Here is a 22842-nt window from a genome sequence, read left to right as displayed (position 1 = left end):
TTAAATTATTGACCACATGAAAAAAGCAAAGTTTACAGGAAAGTCTTCTCCAGCAAAGCCGGTTTCAAACGTCGCAGCTAAAAAGACCACCCAAGCTACTGGCAAGAAGAAGTAATTTGGAAATTCGGATTTCCTTAGGGAGAAATCCATTTACGAGCATAAAAAAGCCCCGCAATTGCGGGGCTTTCATTTTTATACGTAAACAAGCTAAAACTTGCCCGTGGCGGCTCGCCACTACATCATGCCGGGCATGCCACCGCCGCCCATTGGTGGGGCAGGTGGTGTATCTTCTTTAATATCGGTCAAGGAACATTCGGTGGTCAGGATCATTCCCGCAACCGAAGCGGCATTTTCCAAAGCAATTCTTGTCACTTTAGTTGGATCGATGATTCCAGCCTTGAACATTTCCACATATTTGTCCGCTTTGGCATCGTATCCGAAGTCACCTTTACCGTCCATGACCTTGGCAACAACTACAGAACCCTCACCGCCAGCGTTTTCTACAATGGTTCGCAATGGCGATTCAATGGCTCTGGCGACGATTTGTAGACCGGTGGCTTCATCATCGTTTTCAGTGTCCACTTTTTTCAAGACCGTTTTAGCACGTACCAAGGCGACACCACCACCGGCAACAATGCCTTCTTCAACGGCAGCTCTCGTGGCGTGAAGCGCGTCATCAACACGGTCTTTCTTCTCTTTCATTTCAACTTCAGAAGCAGCACCTACATAAAGTACGGCAACACCGCCAGCCAATTTGGCCAAACGTTCTTGAAGTTTTTCTTTGTCATAATCAGAAGTAGTGGTCTCAATTTGAGATTTAATCTGATTCACTCTGGCCTTGATATTTTTGGCAGCACCAGAACCGTTGACAATGGTTGTATTGTCTTTGTCGATGGTCACACGCTCAGTGGTGCCCAACATGTCAATAGTCGCGTTTTCAAGGGTGAAACCGCGCTCTTCTGAAATCACGGTTCCGTTGGTCAAGATGGCGATATCTTCCAACATGGCCTTTCTACGGTCACCGAACCCTGGAGCTTTAACCGCTGCGATTTTCAGTGAACCTCTCAATTTGTTTACCACCAAAGTGGCCAATGCTTCACCGTCAACATCCTCGGCAATGATCAATAGGGGCTTTCCAGATTGTGCCACAGGCTCAAGAACCGGAAGCAAATCTTTCATGGAAGAAATCTTCTTGTCAAAAAGAAGGATATACGGATTTTCTAAATCAGCAACCATTTTCTCAGAATCGGTAACGAAGTAAGGAGATAAATACCCTCTGTCAAACTGCATTCCTTCTACGACATCAACATAGGTATCAGTACCCTTGGCCTCCTCAACAGTGATGACCCCTTCTTTACCTACTTTTTCAAAAGCCTGTGCAATCAAATCACCGATAGTGTCATCATTGTTTGCGGAAATGGCAGCGACTTGCTTGATTTTATCGGTAGAGTCGCCCACCTTTTTTGACTGCTTAGCCAAGTTCTCTACAATGGCATCCACTGCCTTGTCGATACCACGCTTTAAATCCATGGGATTGGCACCAGCGGCTACGTTCTTCAAACCTTCTTTGACGATGGCCTGTGCAAGAACAGTTGCGGTTGTAGTACCGTCACCTGCCAGATCATTGGTTTTTGATGCCACTTCTTTGACCATTTGTGCGCCCATATCTTCAAGGGCATCGGCCAGTTCGATTTCTTTCGCTACGGTCACACCATCTTTGGTCACTTGTGGCGCGCCGAATGATTTGCTTATGATTACGTTTCTACCCTTTGGGCCAAGTGTTACCTTGACGGCATTAGCAAGGGCATCAACCCCTTTCTTGAGTCCGTCACGGGCTTCTATTTCAAATTGAATATCTTTTGCCATAATAAAAATTTTGTATTCTAAAATTTAAAATTCCAAACTTCAATTTTTCAAATTCCAATCTGTTGTAGTTGTATTTGAAATAATGATTTGGATTTTGTGATTTGATTTATTGGAATTTGCAATTATACAATTGCGAGTATGTCACTTTCACGCATCATCAAATAATCGGTACCATCAAGTTTTAGCTCAGTACCTGAATATTTTCCATAGAGAACAGAATCTCCCACCTTCACGGTCATTTTTTCATCCTTTGTTCCAGGCCCTACCGCTACAACTTTTCCTTTTTGCGGTTTTTCCTTTGCAGTATCTGGAATGATAATGCCGGAAGCAGTCTTGGTCTCAGCCGCCATCGGCTCAACCAAAACTCTATCTGCTAATGGTTTGATGTTTACTTTAGCCATATTTAAAGTTTTTTGAAATTAGTTTTAAAATTCTTATCAAGATTGGCAGAAACTATGCCATTGCATGAAAACTGACAGGTTGTAAAACAAAAATGCCAGCTTGTCATTTCAAACTGGCATTTTACTATTGTTGTATGTCATTTTATTGTATGGTGTCCAACGGATTGCTGCCACTTTCAGAAGGCACTTCTTCAGGGAGTGTTTCGGGCACTGTCGTTTCGATGTCATCACCGTTCAACAATTTGGAATCACCAGAGGCATAATTTCCTTTCAGGGTCACGTTTGAAAGTAAGATCAATACAATCAAAAGTGTGGCCAGGGTCCAAGTACTTTTATCCAGAAAGTCACCAGTCTTTTTTACTCCACCGACAATTTGGTTGTCACCACCGCCAAAAGAAGATGAAAGCCCACCGCCTTTTGGGTTTTGCACCATGATGACCAAAACCAACAACAGGCACACTGCAATGATCAAGATCAAGAAAATGGTAAACGTACTCATAACTATGATTTGTTTTCTTCTTGCAGTTGCTGTACTGCCCGAATTTGATCTGCAAAGAAACCACTTTTTTCCGGATATTTCAAACTCAAAATCTTGAACGCCTGAATGGCTTTTTTATACTTTTTTTGCTCTAAATACACCTTCGCTAAAGTCTCGGTCATCAACTCATCTTTGTTGATTTTGGTCGACTCTTTGATGTTGACCTTGGCCTTGATTTTTTCAGAGGGAACTATTTTTGGGTTCTTCTCGATGAACTTGTCCAACAGTTCAAATTTCTTCTTGCGTTCGGGATTTTCAGCTTCTTTCTTAACAGGTTTTTTTGAAGTCAGTTGTAACCATTCTGCAAACGAATGTTTTTCGTTTTTGGTAAATGAAATGGGGCTTCCCAGATCCAACACCTTTTTTGCATCGTCAACTTCAATGGGTTCTTTGTTGTCAAAAAGCTTTGGGCTCAAGATTTGCTCTGCCTGTTTAATATTTTGGGGCAGACCGCTTTCTTCGGATTCACCCAGAATGACGTTTGCTTCTGGATTGGGCTCTACCTCTTCAGAAACCACCTTTTTCTCGTTCAAGTTGGGAATTCTTCCCGCAATGGTATCAGCTATCTGATGTTGGTCAAAGTTTTCAGAGGTGATATAATCAAACAAAACTTCTCTATCTGAGGTATATGCCGCCGTGACCTTAAGAGCATTGTTGTATTTGTGGCTGTTGAGGTTTTTAAGACCTTTCAGGTGCAGTGCCCGAACGGTTTGAAAATAGGGGTATTCTTCGATGATATGTTCCAACTCTCGCGTTTGACCGGGCGAGAGAACGGTCTCAGATTTTCTAAGGATGTCAATAAAATCGTCTACATTCATCGTGACTACCAATCTGCCAAAGAAGCGTTGAAAATATCTTGGGTGATGCGCTCAAAAAGCACTTCATGGGCCTCACTTTTTACCGACTCCAACAATTGGTTCGCCGGAAAATCAAAGAAAAAGGAAAACCGCTGTTCAAAATCTGAATCTTCTTTGGTCGTATTGTAAAAACGCACCTTGACGCTCATCGTCAAACGGTTTTGCGCAGCAGTTTGTTGTGAAGTGGCTGTCATGGGCGACACCCGGTACTCAACAATTTCACCCTCGTAGAGCAAGTCACCATTGGTGTTCGTTAAATTCAAACTGGTGAGGTTCGTGATCAGATCCTGAAGCGCCAAGGTGAAGTCTCTGTCAAGCCCCGGTTCAATGACCGATCCAGGGCTCTGATCCGCATAATTCTGAAAAAAATTCACTTGAAAGCTCTGGGCCGTACCTGTACTGGCACCAGAAAAATTATAGGCGCCGCAACTATTGAGCATAAAGAGTGAGAGTATCAGTGAATAGCCTGCCACCCGTGCTTTAAAAAATCTAAAAATCCAAAATCCAAAATCCAAAATCCAATAACAGTTATAGGTCATACTGCTTTATCTTTCTATATAGGGTACGTTCAGAAATGCCCAGCTCTGAGGCTGCAGCCTTGCGTTTTCCTCGGTTGCGATCCAGAGCTTTTTTGATGAGCTCAATTTCCTTTTGCTGTAAAGATAGGGTTTCTTCTTCCTCAATTTCTTCGGCAAAATGGTAGCGGTCTTCTGGGGTTTGCTGGGGTTGGGTTGCCACTGGTGCCCTGTCTTCATTCACAGGTTCGGGTAGGTGCAAGACCTCTGCGATGCTTTCTTCACTCTGCACCGAATCTTCCTGCTCATTACCGCCGTAGATTTTTCTGATAAGCGTTTCGTTTTCCTCTTGAACTTTTTCTGAATCGTTGTTTTTGAGCAGCTCCAATGTCAATTTCTTAAGGTCGTTCAGATCCCCCTTCATGTCAAACAACACCTTGTAGAGAATCTCACGTTCGGTACTGAAATCACTTTCCCTTTTTTGTGAGCCGATGACCGCAGGCAGGTTTGATCCTATGCCTGTGGGCAGATAGCTCCTCAAGGTGGCGGCTGAAATATTCCTGTTTTCTTCCAAAACCGAAATTTGTTCGGCAATGTTTCGCAATTGCCTGATGTTTCCTGGCCATCGAAATTTCAGCAATAGTTGAATCGCATCATCTTCTAGTCGTACTGTGGGCATTTTATATTTCTGCCCAAAATCCGAAGCAAACTTTCGAAACAATAGATGGATGTCATCTTGCCGTTCTCGCAGCGGCGGAATATTGATTTCAACCGTGCTCAACCGATAATAGAGATCTTCACGGAATTTTTCTTTTTTAATGGCCTCGAACATATTGATGTTGGTGGCAGCCACAATACGCACGTCGGTCTTTTGAACCTGTGAAGATCCCACTTTCAAGAACTCGCCATTCTCTAAAACCCTTAACAATCGTACCTGGGTGGTCAGCGGCAACTCACCGACCTCATCCAAAAAAATGGTGCCGCCATCGGCCACTTCAAAATACCCGCTTCGGGTTTGTGTTGCCCCGGTAAAAGCTCCTTTTTCATGGCCAAAAAGCTCGCTGTCAATGGTGCCTTCGGGTATCGCTCCACAGTTCACGGCTATATATTTGGCATGCTTTCGGTGCGAGAGCGAGTGTATGATTTTTGGAATGGACTCTTTGCCCACACCACTTTCGCCGGTGACCAAGACCGAGATATCTGTAGGGGCGACCTGAATCGCTTTTTCTAGGGCACGGTTCAATTTCACATCGTTGCCGATGAGCTCAAAACGCTGTTTTATGGACTGTACACTCTCCATCAATAATTTCTTTCATTCCCGCGAAGGCGGGAATCTACTTTTCAATTAACTCTTAATTTTTATTATTGCACTTCGACTGTCCCTTCGATTGCGTTCAGGGGACAGTGGTGAAATTTTTAATTGTTATCGCTTTGACCCACTGTCTCACCGATCAAAGTGGCCGAGGTACATTCATTGATTTTGACATTGACAAAATCACCCACTTTGTATTTTTCCTTCGGGAAGACCACAACGGTGTTTTGGGTGTTTCGGCCCATCCAATGGGCATCAGATTTTTTTGAGGAGCCTTCTATCAAGACTTCCTCAATTTTGCCGATATGTTGTTGGGTGCGATAAAGCCCATGCTTTTGTTGCAATTGAATGATTTCTTGCAATCGACGCTTTTTTGTTTCCTCTGGAATATCGTCCTTCAATTTACGTGCCGCCAAAGTGCCTGGTCTTTCGGAGTACGCAAACATAAATCCGAAGTCATATTTGACATACTCCATCAACGAGAGCGTATCTTGGTGGTCTTCTTCCGTTTCGGTTGGGAAACCCGCAATCATATCTTGGCTGATGGCGCAATCGGGAATGATTTTTCTGATATTGTCGATGAGTTCAAAATATTCCTCCCGGGTGTGCAAACGGTTCATGGCCTTTAAAATTCGGTTGCTTCCGCTTTGCACGGGCAGGTGAATGTACTTGCAGATATTCTTGTGTTGGGCCATGGTCTCGATGACATCCAAGGTCATATCCTGTGGATTCGATGTCGAAAACCGGATACGCATCTTGGGCTGTGCCAGGGCGACCAGTTCCAGTAACTTGGCAAAATTGACAGAAGTTGCTTTTTGTATATCGGAAGCCTTTTCAAAATCTTTTTTGAGTCCGCCACCGTACCACAGATAACTGTCCACATTTTGGCCCAAGAGGGTCACCTCTTTGAAACCCTTTTCCCAGAGGTCATTTACCTCTTCGATAATGGATTGCGGGTCACGACTGCGCTCTCGCCCCCTTGTGAACGGTACCACACAAAAGGTGCACATGTTGTCACAGCCCCTTGTGATGGAAACAAAAGCGGTCACCCCATTTGAATTCAATCGAACGGGCGCCACATCACCGTAGGTTTCATCTTTCGAGAGGATGACATTGACGGCATTGCGGCCTTCATCCACTTCTTGAACAAGGTTGGGCAGGTCTTTGTAGGCATCGGGCCCAACGACCATGTCAACGATTTTCTCTTCCTCTAAAAATTTGCTTTTCAGGCGCTCGGCCATACAGCCCAACACCCCGACCTTCATGCTCGGGTTCACTTTTTTGACCGCGTTGAACTTTTCCAATCGCTTGCGGACGGTCTGTTCTGCCTTTTCACGGATGGAACAGGTGTTCACCAAGACCAAATCGGCCTCAGTCAGTTCTTGGGTAGTGTTGAACCCTTCCTTGGCCAAGATGGAAGCCACGATCTCACTGTCTGAAAAATTCATTTGACAACCGTAGCTTTCGATGTACAATTTTCTAGAATTGCTCTCTTTTTCAGTAGGTGCGAGCGTTGACCCCTGCAAGGTCTCATCTATGATTTTTTCTATACTTTCGTTGCCGTTCATCATTTTTGTAAAGCGTCTGCAAAGATAGCATATAATCCAAAAATGTGACATTTTGGCAGAAAAGTTTAGTAAAATTTAGCACTACCGCTATTATGGGCATTTTCAAGAAATTCTTTTCAAGAAAAAGGGAAGAAGCGCAAGTACTTGATGCTCTTGCGTCTTCAAAGGAAATCATGTCTAACACCTATGCCAAAAAGCGGTGGGGCGGGCAGCAAACCGATTTTTACTCTGGTGACGGCTCACACTCAAAAAAACTGGTCAAGCCCTATGTACGTGAAGTTTCACAGTTTTTGGGTTCTTTTGAAGACCCCTTGGTTGTCTGTGATGTTGGTTGTGGCGACTTCAACGTGGGTCGGCAGTTGGTGCCCTACGCCAAAAAATACATTGGGGTTGATATTGTCGATGCCTTGATTGACAGAAACAACAATGAATTCCGTCAAGAAAACCTCGAATTCAGGTGCCTCAACATTTCTGAAGATGCACTGCCCGATGCCGATTGCATATTGATTCGGCAGGTATTGCAACATTTGTCAAACAACGAGATAAGCCGTGTTGTCAAAAAAATCAGAACGTACAAACATGTCATTGTCACAGAGCATTTGCCCAAAGGTGGTTTTTCTCCGAATTTGGATAAGCCAACAGGTGCAGGCATACGCCTATCTAAAAAAAGTGGTGTGGTGCTGACCGAACCTCCTTTTGAATTAAATCCTGAAACTACCAAAGAACTGTTGAACATTTCCTATCGAGGCGGCAGGATAGTCACTACCTATTTCAGCTTTCAGTAAAGCCTAAATGAGTTCAAATTTTTGATGCCGCCACGCAACCAAAAAGGTAGCTCTTCCATCTTTAGCATACAACAACATCAAATAAACAAACAGCTATGAAAAAAAACATTTTGATTATGCTTTCCGTTTTTGCGGCAAGCTTGTTTTCATGTGACGACGAAAAAGGAGAATACCAAGACCTCTTGGTTGCTAGGCCACTGACCATTTCAAAAACCGAGTTTCGAGAGAGCAGTGTCGATGTCATTGAACCCCAACCCATTGATGAATCAGGTAAAATTTATGCCTATAAAGATTACATTTTCGTGAATGACAGGTACAAGGGTGTTCATGTTATCGATAACAGTAATCCCACATCTCCACAAAAAGTGTCTTTTATCAAGATTGCGGGCAACGTTGACATTTCAATCAAAGACGATTACCTATTTGCAGATAGCCTTACCGATTTGGTGGTGTTGGATATTTCTGATGTCAACAATGTGGAGATTGTCGATTGGCTCGAAGGAGTCTTGGGGGGCGGTGGATTTTGGTTGGCAACCGAAGTGCAGAACATTGAGTGGCCCCAAGCCGATGTATTTGATTATGAAGGAGTGGATTTTGAAAATGACATTATTGTAGGTTGGGAAACCAAGATGGAAAGAAGGCGGGTAGAAGAAACACAGCCTGATGTATTTTTTGAAGATTTTGCCACTGCCAACGAGGCTGGTGGTGATTCTGGGCAAGGAGGTTCTTTGGCACGCTTCAAGATTGTAGGCGATTATCTTTACGTTGTTGATAGCCATAACATCAACACGTTCAATATTTCCGATTTGGAGAATCCGGAAGAAAAGGAAGATGTATATGCAGGTTTTGACATTGAAACCATTTTCAACAAAGACAACCACCTTTTTTTAGGAAGCATGCGCGGTATGTACATTTATGACATTACCGAACCGGCCACTCCAACTTTTGTATCAGAGTTTGAACATGGCACTGCGTGCGACCCTGTGGTGGTCGATGGTGATTATGCCTATGTGACCCTGCGTGGGGGAAGCTTTTGCGGCGCAACTGAGAGCGGCCTTTTTATCGTTGATATCTCAAACATTGAAACCCCTGAGCTTGAGGTCATATATCCTATGGATGAGCCTTACGGATTGGGTGTCAAAGATGACCAACTCTTTATTTGTGATGGGTCTTCAGGTCTTAAAGTGTACGATAAATCAGATGCTCCCAATATTGAGCAATTGAACCATTTTGAAAACATCGTCACTTTTGATGTCATACCCATGCAAGAACAACTACTGATGGTGGGCGATGGAATATTGTATCAATATGAATATTTAGAAAATGACATACGGCTTATAAGTCAATTGCCATTGAACTAAGCATACAATAATACCATTCGATGCCCCGTTTTTACGGGGCATTTTGCATTCTTAATATTGTGGAAAAGATGTGAATAAAATTTTTCACATACTTTTGTGCCTGTAAAAATCCGACCGTATGCCCAAAAATCTTGTCATAGTTGAGTCGCCTGCAAAGGCAAAGACCATTGAGCGTTTTTTAGGAAACGACTATCAGGTAGAATCCAGTTTTGGTCACATTGCTGATTTGCCTTCCAAAGAATTGGGGGTAGATGTAGACAATGATTTCAAACCAAAATATATCGTTGACAAAGACAAGAAACCCTTGGTCAAAAAGTTAAAAGACCTGGCCAAAAAGGCAGATACCGTTTGGCTGGCAAGTGATGAAGACCGAGAAGGGGAGGCCATCTCGTGGCATTTGGCAGAATCGTTGGATTTGGACAAGGGCAAGACAAAACGTATCGTCTTTAACTCCATCACCAAATCAGCCATTCAAAAGGCCATTGACAACCCACGGGAAATCAACTACGATTTGGTCAACGCGCAACAGGCGAGAAGGGTGCTCGATCGTTTGGTGGGGTATGAGCTGTCACCCGTACTTTGGAAAAAAATAAAACCCGGACTCTCTGCCGGTCGCGTACAATCAGTGGCGGTGCGTTTGATTGTAGAGCGAGAGCGTGACATTGAAGCGTTCAATCCTGAGGCTTCCTATCGCATCAAGGCTGAGTTCAAAACAGCATCGGGTGAGGTCTTTTCCGCGAAATTGAACACCACCTTTGCATCAAAGGAAGCGGCAAAATCCTTCCTGCAAAAAAATATTGGCGCTGATTTTTCGGTGGCAAGCCTGGATAAAAAGCCGGCAAAAAAGTCTCCCGCCGCTCCGTTTACGACATCGACCTTACAGCAAGAGGCCTCAAGAAAACTATACTTTTCCGTAGGGCGTACCATGCAGGTGGCCCAACGATTGTATGAGGCCGGTCTGATCACCTACATGAGAACCGACAGTGTCAATCTATCGAATGAAGCGTTGAACGCTGCCAAAGAGGCCATTGTTGAGAACTATGGCGAACGTTACAGCCATACAAGAAACTATAAGGGCAAATCGAAAGGTGCACAAGAGGCGCACGAGGCAATTCGCCCCACTGATATGAAATTGCAATCGCCATCATTGGAGCGCGACCAAGCCAAACTCTACGAGTTGATTTGGAAACGCACCCTTGCCTCACAGATGAGTGATGCAGAATTGGAACGCACCAATGTCAAGATAAAATCCAGCGGCCATGACGATCAATTCTCCGCAAACGGAGAAATGGTCAAATTTGATGGTTTTCTCAAAGTGTATTTAGAAGGGATGGATGATGAGGACAAAGCCGAAGAGCAAGAGGGAATCTTGCCTGCCATGCAGATAGGCGATGCCCTGAAGAATTTGAACATTGTTGCCACGCAACGGTTCACCAGACCACCATACCGTTACACAGAAGCTTCTCTGGTCAAGAAATTGGAAGAACTGGGCATTGGTAGGCCATCGACTTATGCGCCGACGATTTCGACCATTCAGAACAGGGGGTATGTTGAAAAAGGCTCTGTTGAAGGCATTGAACGAAAATATGATCAGTTGACCCTAAATTCTGGCGACATCAATGAAGTCGTACTTTCAGAAATGGTCGGTTCTGATAAGGGCAAATTGGTGCCCACCGATATCGGTATGGTCGTCAATGACTTTTTGGTCGAGCATTTTTCGAACATTTTGGATTATAATTTCACGGCCAAAGTCGAGGAAGATTTTGATGAAATTGCCACAGGTGATGAAGACTGGCAAAAGGTGATGCGTGAATTTTATAAAGATTTCCATCCGAATGTGGTTGATGTCGAAGAGAATGCAGAGCGTGCCAGCGGCGAACGCGTTTTGGGCACCGATCCAAAAACTGGGCGTCAGGTAGCGGCCCGATTGGGCCGTTTTGGCCCCATGGTACAGATCGGTACTGTAGAAGAGGAAGAAAAACCCCTGTTCGCGAGCCTGCTGCCTGAACAATCTATCAATACCATAACTTTTGAAGAAGCGATGGACTTGTTCAAGTTGCCCCGCAAGTTAGGGGTCTACGAAGGTGAAGAGGTTGAGGCGAATGTCGGGCGGTACGGCCCCTATGTCAGATTTGGAAAAAAATTCATCTCGTTGGACAAAGGCGAGAGTGCCTTTGATGTTGATATGGACCGTGCCATTGAATTGATCAAGGCAAAGCAAAAAGCCGACGCCCCGATCGCCACCTACCAGGGCAAGGAAGTCACTAAGGGCAAGGGTCGCTTTGGACCCTTCATCAAGTGGGACGGCATGTTCATCAACGTGAACAAAAAGTATGATTTTGACAATCTTTCCCAAGAAGATATCATCGAACTCATTGAGGCCAAAAAAATCAAGGAAGCAGAAAAATTGGTACAAGAGTGGCCTGAAGAGAACATCCGTATTGAGAAAGCCAGATGGGGCAGGCACAATATCATCAAAGGTAAATTCAAAGTAGAACTTTCGAAAGATGTTGATGCGGCAAAGCTCTCACTGGATGAGGCCAAGGCACTTTTAGAGCAAAAAACGCCCAAGCGTAAATCAAGGTCAAAAACGAAGGCCAAAAAATAGTCTTCAAAAGAGTTTCCTGATTGTAGTTTTATAGGCTATTTTTGAAATAGCAACCCCTCAAACAGACGCTGAAATGGCATTCGATTTCTTGGTTCCGGTCAAAGACAAAGTCCTTGCCTTCACCGAGTTCTTACCGCCGCAATCCTTGGGAAAAAACATTTATAAGCATACCAAAAAAGAAGGGCTACCGGTATTTGCCAATGCTTCGGTGGCCATTTTTGGCGTTCTGGAGTCTCGAAATGCTTTTGTAAAGAGAATAGAGCGTCTCGATATTGATTCCATACGAATGCAATTGTACCGGTTGATGATGGGCAATTGGAATTCCACCATCATTGACATCGGCGACATTGAAGAGGGCAATACTGTCGAGGATACCTATTTTGTGGTCAAGGAAATTGTTGCCGGACTTTTAGAGGAAAAAATCATACCTATTATAATAGGTGAAACCCAAGACATCACTTTTCCTACGTATCGCGCTTTTGATGATATCGTTGATATGGTCAATCTGGTCTCAATCGATAGTCGATTTGATTTTGGTGAGGATGATGAGTTGATATCCTCCCATTCTTACATGAGCAGACTGATAACCGACAAGCCCAATAATCTTTTCAACTTTTCAAACATAGGCTATCAGAGCTATTTCAATGCCCAAGAAGAAATTGATTTGATGGAGCGCCTCTTTTTTGATGCGTACCGTCTTGGTGAGATGGCCAATGACATCACCTTGGCGGAGCCTGTGTTGCGCAGTGCGCATCTGGTGAGCCTTGATGCCCGTGCCATACGCGCCAGTGAGATGGGGCTGTCAGAGCATTTTTCACCCAACGGATTCACTGGCCGTGAAATTTGTACCATCGCCAGATATGCCGGTATCAGCGACAAGGTGATGCTCTTCGGAATCTATGAAATGGAAAATTCTTCGCTTTCATTTCAATTGACCGCCCAGATGATTTGGTACTTCATTGAGGGCATCAGTTACAGAATAACTGAAAAGCCCGATTCAAAAAACGAGGATTTCACCAAGTTCACGGTGCCCACCGACACAGAAGAACTTACCTTTTTCAAGAGCCATGTTACCGAAAGGTGGTGGGTTGAGGTACCCTCAATTTTGCCCGAGCATACTAAAACGAATTCGGCGGCGTTATTACCTTGCACCGAACAGGACTATCTGGATGCTTGCAATCAAATAATTCCTGAACGGTGGTTAAAGGCCTACAAGAAAGGGCTCAATTAATTTAAAATTTTTTTGACAGTAAGTTGCTACGGCACAATAATTCGTTCAAAATCCTGTTATGGAATTAGCGAAAATTGTCGAAAGCAATTTTAATCTTAAATCGAAATAATTTAACCTAAACTATGAGAAAGCTATTGTTGTCATCCATAGTCCTAGTTTTTTTGCTTGCCAGTTGTGGTTCGAAGTCAAAATCGAAAGGCGAATTGGTGGGTGTCAAAGGAAAAAAGTGGTATCCTGAGAAGCCCTACGGAATGGAATTGATTCCTAGAGGTGCGTTTGTCATGGGTAAAGCCGATGAAGACCAAGCGAAAGTGCTCAATGCTCCGACCAAAACGGTCACGGTGCGTTCATTTTATATGGATGATACCGAAATCACCAACAGTGAGTACCGTCAGTTTGTTGAGTGGGTCAAAGATTCTATCGTAAGAACCAAATTGGCCATCTTGGCCGATGAATTGGGTCTTGGTCCTGAAGATGAAGGTATTGGAGAGTACGCATTCAAGAGTGCCGACACTTCAAAAATTTCAGTCTATGAAAAGTACATGATTGACAATTATGCCGGTCTTGAAGGTGACTATTACGAAAGCCAGCCGTTGGACAAAGATGTTGATTTGGTGTGGGATACTGGAGACTATCCAGATGAATACTATGCAGAAGTCATGGATTCAATCTACCTACCCGAAGAAGAAGCGTACAATGGGCAACGTACCATTGATGTCACCAAATTGAAGTACAAATACAATTGGATGGATATTGAAGCAGCGGCCCGAGCCAAATCAGGCAAGCGTAGCGACTTCATCCGTCAAGAAGAACTGGAAATCTATCCGGACACCACAGTTTGGATCCGCGATTTTGAATATTCGTACAACGAGCCCATGCACAACGATTACTTCTGGCACGATGCCTACAGTGATTATCCGGTCGTGGGTGTGAACTGGATGCAGGCCAAGGCTTTCTGTAATTGGAGAACCAAGTTCAAGAACGATGACCAAAAGAGTCGTGGCAGGCAGTTCGTCAACCAGTTCAGGTTGCCAACTGAAGCCGAGTGGGAATATGCGGCCCGTGGCGGTATCGAAGGGGGCACGTACCCATGGGGTGGTCCTTATGTGATCAGCGACACAGGTTGTTTCATGGCCAATTTCAAGCCACAACGAGGTGACTATGCAGCTGATGCCGCTTTGTACACGGTAGAGGCCAAATCTTACGAACCCAACGATTTCAACTTGTACAATATGGCGGGCAATGTATCAGAGTGGACAAACTCTAGCTACAACCCGAACGCCTATGAATTTGTATCGACCATGAACCCGAATGCAGGGTCTGGCCAAAATGAAAGAAAAGTGATTAGGGGTGGATCTTGGAAAGACGTTGCATACTTCCTTCAGGTGAGTACACGCGATTATGAATACAGAGATTCAGCCAGAAGCTATATCGGATTCAGAACCGTTCAAGATTATATGGGCGAGGAAGATTCCACCAACGGAAATGGATTATAAATTTTTATTTGAGAACACTATACAAACCCAGTAACCAAATACTTATTTATATACTTAATTAAAACTAAAATTATGGCACAGTCAAAATCAACAAAAAAACTGTTTAACATGGCCTATGGCCTTGGTGCGTCGGTGGTAATCATCGGTGCATTGTTCAAGATCCTTCATTGGGAGTTTGGTCCCCTTACAGGCGGTCTGCTTCTAGCGGTCGGTTTGATTACCGAAGCACTTATTTTTGCGATTTCAGCATTTGAACCAGTAGACGACGAGTACGATTGGTCTTTGGTATATCCTGAATTGGCCAACGGTCAATCTAAAGGAAACAAAAATGAGGCCAAGCAAGCCAAAGAAGCTGAAGGTATCCTTTCAAGAAAATTGGATGATCTTTTAAAAGAGGCGAACATTGATTCTCAATTGTTCACTAGCTTGGGTGATAGCATCAAGAATTTTGAAGGTGCTGCCAAAAGCATTGCCCCTACTACTGATGCAATCCAGCATACCAAAAAATACTCTGAAGAATTGTCACACGCTGCCGCCCAAATGGAGTCTTTGAACAGCTTGTACAAAGTTCAATTGGAAAGTGCAAGCCGTCAAGCTTCAATCAACGAAGAAGTGGTGCAGAATGCAGGTGCGTTGAAAGACCAAATGGAGTCTTTGGCATCTAACCTTTCTTCATTGAACGGAGTATACGGTGGTATGCTATCTGCCATGTCTAAAAACTAATTGGAATTACCAATAAAATCGACGAAAAACCCAAATCAGATTAATTAATTCTAATTAGAAAACATGGCATCAGGAAAACAAACACCACGTCAGAAGATGATCAATCTTATGTATTTGATCTTCATCGCGATGTTGGCTTTGAATATGAGCAAAGAAGTTCTTGCTGCGTTCGGTTTGATGAACGAAAAGTTTGAAGCTTCTAACGAAAAATTGACTGCAAACAACGCTGACTATTTTGAGGGGCTTGAAACCAAAGCTTCAGAAGATAAGCTGAAGTATGGTCCGCTCTTTCAAAAAGCGCAAGAAGTAAAACAACTTTCGAACGAGTATTATGACTATCTGTCAAATCTCAAAGACGAAATGTTGGCAGATCAAGAAGACCCCAACAACTATGTTGTAATGGATAAGTCTGACTTTTTAGACCAGAAGTTTTTCCAAGGGGATAAATTGTCGCCGCAAGGAGAAGAGTTCTTGTCAAATTTGGAGAATTATCGAGAAAAAATGCTTCAGGTCATCCCTGCAAATATGGATGATGTGAAAGGATCGGTAAAGACCCGTTTTGAGACTGGTGATGAAAACGGACAAGTGACCCGCATCAGAGATGGTGTCAAGGTTGATTGGATGAACTACAACTATGAAGGATACCCCATGGTAGCCTCTTTGACCAAAATCTCTGCTTTGCAGGCCGATGTTAAGGCATCTGAGCAAGAGGTCTTGAAAGGATTGTTGGAAGGCAACCTGACCGCTGCCGTTTCTTTGAAAAACTTCTCAACTCTGTTGGATACTGAAAAATCAGTCTTCTATGCTGGTGAGCAGTTCAAAGGCGGATTGGTTCTTGGTAAGACCGACAAAACGTCGAAGCCTGTGAAGGCTGATTTGACCCTTGACGGTAGAAAATTGACCGAGGGCAAGGATTACCAGTTAGAGGCTGGTGGTGTTAAGCTATTGGTCAATGCCGGTGCTGCTGGCGACCACGAGTTGAAAGGTCAGTTGACATACATGCAAGATGGTAACGAAGTTCCTGTTGATGTGAACAATACGTTCTCTACCATCAACAAGCCAAACTCGGCCGTTATTGCTGCTGATAAGATGAATGTGGTATATAGAGGGGTTTCTAACCCAATGACGATATCCATTCCTGGTATTCCTGATAACAAGGTTACAGCTTCTGCTCCTGGTTTGAGCAAAAGAAGTGGTAGCAAATACATCATGAATCCTGGTACGGGTAGAGAAGTTACCATCAATGCCTCTGGTGTATTGCCAGATGGAACTCGAATCAGCACTCCTGCGACATTCCGTATCAAAGACATTCCACGACCAGCTGGTACCATTCGTGGTGAGGCCGGTAGTGTGAAAATGCCTAGAAGAAACCTTGAGATTTCTACCATTGGCGCCATGTTGGAAGACTTTGACTTTGACCTGAACCTTGCAGTTAGCGGTTTTAAGTTCAAAGTACCGGGTCAGCCTACGGTCAATGTCAATGGCGGTAAACTTGATTCTCGCGCCAAGTCTGCGCTGAAGAGGGCCAGAAGAGGCGATGCGGTTCAAATATTTGATATCAAAGCGTACATCACCAACAACAAGAGCTACAAGTTGAAAAAGGTATCTCCTGTGGTGGTAGAGCTTACAAACTAATAGTATACGATGATCATGAATTGGAAAAATGTAATTCTAGTAGCGGCTTTGAGCTTTTTGCCCATTTCTTTGGCGGCACAGGCAAACATTTTGAATGCCAAGAAGCCTGAAGAGGTTGGCCTTAAGACCGAAGCCCAAAAAGCCATGGATGATGACAAACCCTTGGATTATGGTTATGTTGACGACAGGGATATTCTCTGGTCAAAGACCGTATGGGAAATCGTCGACCTTGATGAGCGTGTCAACTTTCCGTTGTACTATCCTACCGATACCATCGGTATTGGTGCCGATAGGCGATCGCTCTACCATGTGTTGATGAAGAACATCAGAAATGGCAAGTTGACCGATGTGTACACAGACTCATATTTTACCGAAAAGTTGGGCGGTCTGGATGATTTGGAGGCGACCCTTCAAAAAGTCGATACCACTGACCTTGGGTATGAGCAGTACAATGCCGGTGAGCAAATCTCTGAAGAATTCATTAACCGTAGGGATATTTCTGCTGCCGACATTGAAGAGTACCGAGTTAAAGGTATTTGGTACTTTGACAAACGCCAAGGTGAATTGAAATACCGTTTGATAGGTATTGCACCAGTGGCGCCAGATGTCAACTTTATTGATGACGAATCGGTAGACCCAGGCGAAAACAAGGTAGAATTGTTTTGGGTATGGTACCCTAGTGCCAGGCAGATTCTACATGATGCCAAGGTGTACAACCAAGAAAATTCTGCACGGCCCATATCATTTGATATGTTGTTGAATGCACGAAGGTTCAACGGTGTCATCTATAAAGAGGAGAATGTTCACGGTGACCGTGAAATCGATGATTACATTTTTGACAATGCCCTTTTCCAGTTGTTGGAAGCGAATCGCATCAAAGAGCATATTCGCGATAGGGAACAAGATATGTGGGCGTATTAAGCCTATTCAATTTCCAATTCAATAAGACAAGCGTCCCGGTGGCAACACCAGGACGCTTTTTTTAGTAGTAATTGCGAGCAGTGCGAAGCAATCCGTTGAATTTATAAAAGGCTCGATGGTATCAACAATGCTACACAAATCTCTACTTTTGCCCCATGCTCGATTATTTGATTGTTGGATTGTCACCCTGAGCGCAGTCGAAGGGTTAGGGGTGTTTTCACGATACGACTTACATTTGTCTTATGTTGGATTACCTCATAGTCGGATTGGGATTGGCAGGCACCTGCTTTAGCGAAACGCTTCGCAAGAACAGTAAATCATTCAAGGTGATTTCTGACACTTCACAGCAGGCCAGTTTGGTGGCCGGCGGCCTGTACAATCCGGTGATTCTGAAACGCTTTACCCTCGCATGGAAGGCCGACGAGCAGCTTGACGTGGCGCTTCCGTTTTATACCGAGCTTGAAAGACAATTTAACGTCAAACTGGATTTCAAAGTGCGCATACTGCGACGGTTTGCATCCATCGAAGAACAAAATGGTTGGTTTGAGGCGGCTGACAAACAAGGTTTGAGGCGATTCCTTTCCACCAAAATCCATCCCAATAAAAATTCATCCTTAGATGCGCCATTCGGATTTGGAGAAGTGCTTGAAACAGGAAGAATAGATACCCAAAGATTACTAACTGTGTATAGAAAGTTATTGTTGCAAGAAGAAAAACTGGTGGAAGAAAGGTTTGATCACCAAACCTTAAAAATCAATGAAGATGGTGTTGACTACAAGGCGATAAAGGCAAAGAGAGTGGTCTTTGCAGAAGGCTTCGGGCTAAAGCACAACCCCTTTTTTGACTACCTGCCGCTAAACGGTACAAAAGGGGAATTGCTGACCATCAAAGCGCCGAAACTAAAAGAAATGAGCGTCATAAAATCCTCGGTATTTATCATTCCGCTTGGTGATGACCAGTACAGAATCGGAGCTACACATAAATGGAAAGACAAGACCAATAAGCCCACTGAAGAAGCCAAAGAAGAATTGCTAAAAAAACTGCGGACTTTTCTAAAATGTGATTTTGAGGTGATTGACCATGTTGCTGGGGTACGACCAACAGTAACGGATAGGAGACCTTTGGTGGGGCGGCATCCAGAACACAAAAACTTGTTCGTTCTCAACGGATTTGGTTCGAGGGGAGTTCTCATAGCACCCTATGCATCCCACCAACTGTATGAAGCTGTTGAAAACAACGGAACGGTACATCAGGAAATGAACAGCAATCGTTTCACATCAAAATATCAAGAAGCCTGACTCGACATTTTTTTGGGCTCGTATTTCACGAAAAAGTTGATCCAGATATTTCGAGACAATCGAATGATGACGGGCAAGAACACGACCAAAGTGGCCACAATGGATATAAAGACCTCAATCAAGTCTGCCCCAAAAAAGAAAAAGGATATGATAAAAGCCGCTACGGCAAAGGCCACGCCCACTGCATAGCTCACGTACATGGCCCCATAGAAAAAAGAGGGCTCCATTTTATATTTCAATCCGCAATTGGCGCAGGTTTCGTGCATTTTAAAAAGCTCAGAAATCACATACGGATTCTTTTGTTGGTACATGCTGGTCTCGTGGCAACGCGGACAACTTCCTGTTAAAATACTGTAGAGTTTATTCCCTTTTTTTAACATTTGCAAATCTTTGGGGCAAAGTTACGAAATCAGGCCCTCACGATTTGTAACCAAGATTACATAGATGTTAAACGTACACAGCCTTTCGGTTTCTTTTGGCGGCGAAATATTATTTGAAGACATCAGCCTGCAATTGAATGCAGGTGACAAGGTGGGGCTGATCGGTAAGAACGGTGCCGGTAAATCGACACTTCTGAAGATCTTGGCGCAAGAGCTTGATAGTGATTCTGGCAATATTGCCCTTGAAAAAGAAGTGGAAATTGGTTTTCTGAAACAGGACATCGATTTTGAACAGGGCCGGTCAGTTTTAGAAGAAAGCTACCAAGCGTTTGCGGCGATAAAAGAAGTTGAGCAAAAACTTGAACATATCAACACACAGCTCGCTGAACGAACTGACTACGAAAGTGAAGGCTATAACCAGTTGATGGTCGATTTGAATGAACTCACCCATCGCTATGAGATTCTGGGGGGCTATCATTACGAGGGCGAAACCGAAAAGATATTATTGGGTCTGGGCTTCAAAAGGGAAGATTTCAACAAACCTACCGATACCTTTTCCGGCGGGTGGCGCATGCGCATCGAACTCGCCAAACTACTTTTGCAGAACAATGATGTGCTCTTATTGGATGAGCCGACCAACCACTTGGATATTGAATCCATTATCTGGTTAGAACAATTTTTAAAGAACTATGCCGGTGCGATCGTCATTGTATCACACGATAGGATGTTTTTAGACAACGTCACCAACCGCACGGTTGAAATCTCTTTGGGGCGCATCTATGACTACAAGAAACCCTACTCAAAATATTTGGAATTAAGGGCCGAGATCATCGAGCAGCAAAAGAATGCCAAAAAGAACCAAGAGAAACAGATAGAGCAGACCGAGAAATTGATTGAAAAGTTCCGCGCAAAAGCATCAAAGGCATCCATGGCCCAGTCGCTGATCAAGAAATTGGACAAATTGGATCGCATTGAAGTCGACGAAACGGATACTGAGGTGATGAACGTTCGTTTTTCCACCTCCATCACTCCGGGCAAAGTGGTGCTGAAAATGAAAGACGTTTCAAAAAACTATGGAAAAAAGCAGGTTTTAGAGCACATTGACTTGTTATTGGACAGGGGGAGCAAAACGGCTTTTGTCGGTCAAAACGGTCAGGGTAAGACCACGCTGGCTAAAATCATCGTCGGTGAAATTGATCATTCAGGCAAAGTAGCGTTGGGCCACAATGTGCAGCTGGGCTACTTTGCACAGAACCAAGCAGAATATCTTGACGGTGGCAAAACCATTCTAGAAACCATGATAGATGCTGCCAACGAGAGCAACCGCAGCAAGGTGCGTGATATTTTAGGCGCTTTTCTCTTCAGTGGTGACGAGGTTGAAAAACAGGTCAAGGTACTTTCTGGTGGTGAGCGCAATCGTCTGGCATTGGCCAAACTCTTGTTGCAGCCGTTCAATGTATTGGTAATGGATGAGCCCACCAACCATCTTGATATGGCCTCAAAACAAGTGCTCAAACAGGCCTTGCAAAATTTTGAAGGTACTCTGATATTGGTATCACATGATCGTGATTTTCTCCAAGGGCTGACCGATAGGGTCTATGAGTTCAGCGATAAAAGGATAAAAGAGTATTTGGGCGATATCGATTTTTATTTGGACCAACGCAAAGCGGTGGATTTTCGTGGCATAGAAATGGGAAATGGCACTGAAAAAAATCACAAAGAAGAAAAATCAAGTGGGGCCGAAGACTATCAAAAACAGAAAAAACTCAAATCGTTAAAGAACAGGTTGAGCACTTTGGAGAAAGAAATTTCGAGTCTCGAGACTGAAATTGCTGAAATTGACCATCAATTATTGATGAACTACGACGAGACGATATCAAAACCTGATTTTTTTGATAATTATCAGAAAAAAAAGCAACAATTGCAGGCACTTATGAAAGAATGGGAAAATCTTGCAGAAACAATTGAAAATAAGTAGATTACTTCGGGGAAAGCCCGCAAAGCATTAAAAAACCTGACCATAGATTTTGACATTCCCGTCCCGATAGCTATCTGGAGCTATCGGGATTGGAGCATTTAAATCTCTATTATCAAGCAAAACACCTATTTCACAACACTTTTTAAAGATTTTGCCACACCAAAGCCTGTTTTCACAACAATCGCATGCAGTACATCTAATTTCTTTGTAGCTTAAAGAAGAATAAACGTATATTTGTAAGTAAATTCTTAATAACTCAATATCTGATGAAAGGATTAATACTTTTTGCTACATTGTTTATCACAGGCGCTGTATCAGTTTTTGCTGATGAAGAACTGGTCTCTACCGAACGTGACGCGTTGATAGACCTATTTCAAAGCACCAATGGAAAAGAATGGAAAACCACATGGGATTTTGATAAGCCCATATCCACATGGAAAGGGTTGGAGGTCGAAGATGGCCACGTCATCCGAATCAATCTTTTTGCGAACAACCTTGTAGGCTCTTTGCCAGAAAGTATCGGCAACCTTGGCCATTTGGTAGAGCTCAACTTGGCATTCAACAATCTTACGGGCGAACTGCCCAAGAATATTGTCAAGCTGAAAAGTTTAAAGGTATTCAAATTGGAAATGAACCGAATCAAAGGCTCATTGCCGACAGCGATTGGCAATCTATCACGACTGGAGGAGTTCTCGGTATTCAATAATTTTTTGAGCGGACCGATACCAGAAAGTTTTGGTGAGATTGAAACATTGAAGATATTGAATCTGTCAAGCAACAATTTGAAGGGAATCATTCCCGAATCCATTGGTAAACTATCAAACCTTGAGACTTTGGGCCTTTTTGAGAATGCATTGGAAGGTGATATTCCCAAAGAGATGGGCCAATTGACAAAGCTCAAAGAATTGGTTTTGGCCAACAACGAACTGGCAGGTGAGATTCCTATGGAGTTTGCCCAAATGGAAAGCTTGAAAATCCTACAAATACAAAATAACCGCTTCAATTCATTTAAAGGTTTGGATGCCATCAATAAAGACCAGTTCTTGGTTTTTGACACCGATGAAAGACCGTTTCAAGAGTTTGGTGAAATTAAGTTCGACACTACCAGAATGGCCGATACCAAGTTTGAAGACGTTGATGAAAATGAGTAGTTAGTTATACTTTAGTTTGTTTGGTTGGGGATGCTTTTGCATCCCCTTTTTCGTTAGACCCGAATTTCAAAATCTGTCGCAGACATAGCATTGAATTTTGATGGTCGAACGAACCCCGAACGAAAGCGTCGGGGGTCTAATACATCATTACACAAAAGCTAATCTGATTTCTTTCTGTATCTAGGATTCCATAGTGGTATTCGGGATTTATTCTCTTT

Annotated in this window: 19 protein-coding genes; 11 read left to right on the top strand and 8 right to left on the bottom strand. The window is 43.5% G+C overall.

All coding sequences use genetic code 11. From position 1 onward, the window contains the following. Nucleotides 1-234: 234 nt before the first annotated feature. The 7 genes from groL to miaB form a co-directional block, all read right to left on the bottom strand. Nucleotides 235-1866: a chaperonin GroEL gene (groL, locus tag AAAH86_RS12400; RefSeq protein WP_343487964.1), complete on the bottom strand. Its 1632-nt coding sequence runs from the start codon at nucleotides 1864-1866 to the stop codon at nucleotides 235-237. A 122-nt stretch (nucleotides 1867-1988) separates the two neighbouring features. Next, complete coding sequence (locus AAAH86_RS12395; protein WP_343487963.1) at nucleotides 1989-2267, bottom strand: co-chaperone GroES; 279 nt, start codon at nucleotides 2265-2267, stop codon at nucleotides 1989-1991. Nucleotides 2268-2409: 142 nt separating this feature from the next. Beyond that, the gene (gene secG, locus AAAH86_RS12390; RefSeq protein WP_343487962.1) at nucleotides 2410-2766 is read right to left on the bottom strand and encodes a preprotein translocase subunit SecG; all 357 of its coding nucleotides are present in this window, start codon (nucleotides 2764-2766) and stop codon (nucleotides 2410-2412) included. 2 nt (nucleotides 2767-2768) lie between these two features. Continuing rightward, on the bottom strand, nucleotides 2769-3623 hold the full coding sequence (locus tag AAAH86_RS12385) for a hypothetical protein (RefSeq protein ID WP_343487961.1): 855 nt from the start codon (nucleotides 3621-3623) through the stop codon (nucleotides 2769-2771). Between the two features lie 5 nt (nucleotides 3624-3628). Further along, a complete protein-coding gene (locus AAAH86_RS12380; protein ID WP_343488360.1) occupies nucleotides 3629-4102 on the bottom strand; it encodes an LptE family protein in 474 nt (157 codons plus the stop codon). 88 nt (nucleotides 4103-4190) lie between these two features. After that, the gene (locus AAAH86_RS12375) at nucleotides 4191-5477 is read right to left on the bottom strand and encodes a sigma-54 dependent transcriptional regulator (RefSeq protein WP_343487960.1); all 1287 of its coding nucleotides are present in this window, start codon (nucleotides 5475-5477) and stop codon (nucleotides 4191-4193) included. A gap of 116 nt (nucleotides 5478-5593) precedes the next feature. After that, nucleotides 5594-7039, bottom strand: coding sequence for a tRNA (N6-isopentenyl adenosine(37)-C2)-methylthiotransferase MiaB (miaB, locus tag AAAH86_RS12370; RefSeq protein WP_343488359.1), 1446 nt, complete (start codon nucleotides 7037-7039; stop codon nucleotides 5594-5596). Nucleotides 7040-7149: 110 nt separating this feature from the next. Between miaB and AAAH86_RS12365 the strand changes: the two genes are divergently transcribed. The 9 genes from AAAH86_RS12365 (at nucleotide 7150) to AAAH86_RS12325 (ending at nucleotide 19115) form a co-directional block, all read left to right on the top strand. Continuing rightward, nucleotides 7150-7842, top strand: coding sequence for a class I SAM-dependent methyltransferase (locus AAAH86_RS12365; protein WP_343487959.1), 693 nt, complete (start codon nucleotides 7150-7152; stop codon nucleotides 7840-7842). Nucleotides 7843-7937: 95 nt separating this feature from the next. Beyond that, nucleotides 7938-9203 carry a hypothetical protein gene (locus AAAH86_RS12360; RefSeq protein WP_343487958.1) on the top strand — a complete coding sequence of 422 codons (1266 nt, stop codon included), beginning with the start codon at nucleotides 7938-7940 and terminating at the stop codon, nucleotides 9201-9203. 118 nt (nucleotides 9204-9321) lie between these two features. After that, entirely contained in the window at nucleotides 9322-11811 is a 2490-nt protein-coding gene (topA, locus tag AAAH86_RS12355) for a type I DNA topoisomerase (protein ID WP_343487957.1), read from the top strand. A gap of 73 nt (nucleotides 11812-11884) precedes the next feature. Continuing rightward, nucleotides 11885-13042, top strand: coding sequence for a formimidoylglutamase (locus tag AAAH86_RS12350; RefSeq protein ID WP_343487956.1), 1158 nt, complete (start codon nucleotides 11885-11887; stop codon nucleotides 13040-13042). A gap of 122 nt (nucleotides 13043-13164) precedes the next feature. Continuing rightward, a complete protein-coding gene (gene gldK / locus AAAH86_RS12345; RefSeq protein ID WP_343487955.1) occupies nucleotides 13165-14538 on the top strand; it encodes a gliding motility lipoprotein GldK in 1374 nt (457 codons plus the stop codon). Between the two features lie 72 nt (nucleotides 14539-14610). Continuing rightward, on the top strand, nucleotides 14611-15261 hold the full coding sequence (gene gldL, locus AAAH86_RS12340) for a gliding motility protein GldL (RefSeq protein ID WP_343487954.1): 651 nt from the start codon (nucleotides 14611-14613) through the stop codon (nucleotides 15259-15261). A 63-nt stretch (nucleotides 15262-15324) separates the two neighbouring features. Then, on the top strand, nucleotides 15325-16896 hold the full coding sequence (gene gldM / locus AAAH86_RS12335) for a gliding motility protein GldM (RefSeq protein WP_343487953.1): 1572 nt from the start codon (nucleotides 15325-15327) through the stop codon (nucleotides 16894-16896). Nucleotides 16897-16911: 15 nt separating this feature from the next. Further along, complete coding sequence (gene gldN, locus AAAH86_RS12330) at nucleotides 16912-17817, top strand: gliding motility protein GldN (RefSeq protein ID WP_343487952.1); 906 nt, start codon at nucleotides 16912-16914, stop codon at nucleotides 17815-17817. Between the two features lie 242 nt (nucleotides 17818-18059). After that, entirely contained in the window at nucleotides 18060-19115 is a 1056-nt protein-coding gene (locus AAAH86_RS12325) for an FAD-dependent oxidoreductase (RefSeq protein WP_343487951.1), read from the top strand. Here the strand turns inward: AAAH86_RS12325 and AAAH86_RS12320 are convergent. Continuing rightward, on the bottom strand, nucleotides 19103-19495 hold the full coding sequence (locus AAAH86_RS12320) for a DUF983 domain-containing protein (protein ID WP_343487950.1): 393 nt from the start codon (nucleotides 19493-19495) through the stop codon (nucleotides 19103-19105). The genes AAAH86_RS12325 and AAAH86_RS12320 overlap by 13 nt on opposite strands. Nucleotides 19496-19559: 64 nt before the next feature. Between AAAH86_RS12320 and AAAH86_RS12315 the strand changes: the two genes are divergently transcribed. Both AAAH86_RS12315 and AAAH86_RS12310 read left to right on the top strand, forming a co-directional pair. Further along, the gene (locus tag AAAH86_RS12315) at nucleotides 19560-21473 is read left to right on the top strand and encodes an ABC-F family ATP-binding cassette domain-containing protein (protein ID WP_343487949.1); all 1914 of its coding nucleotides are present in this window, start codon (nucleotides 19560-19562) and stop codon (nucleotides 21471-21473) included. A gap of 266 nt (nucleotides 21474-21739) precedes the next feature. Then, the gene (locus AAAH86_RS12310) at nucleotides 21740-22624 is read left to right on the top strand and encodes a hypothetical protein (protein WP_343487948.1); all 885 of its coding nucleotides are present in this window, start codon (nucleotides 21740-21742) and stop codon (nucleotides 22622-22624) included. Nucleotides 22625-22842 lie beyond the last annotated feature (218 nt).

The sequence above is a fragment of the Allomuricauda sp. d1 genome, from assembly GCF_039592695.1.
Lineage (GTDB): Bacteria > Bacteroidota > Bacteroidia > Flavobacteriales > Flavobacteriaceae > Flagellimonas_A.
This window is presented reverse-complemented; position numbering and strand designations above follow the sequence as displayed.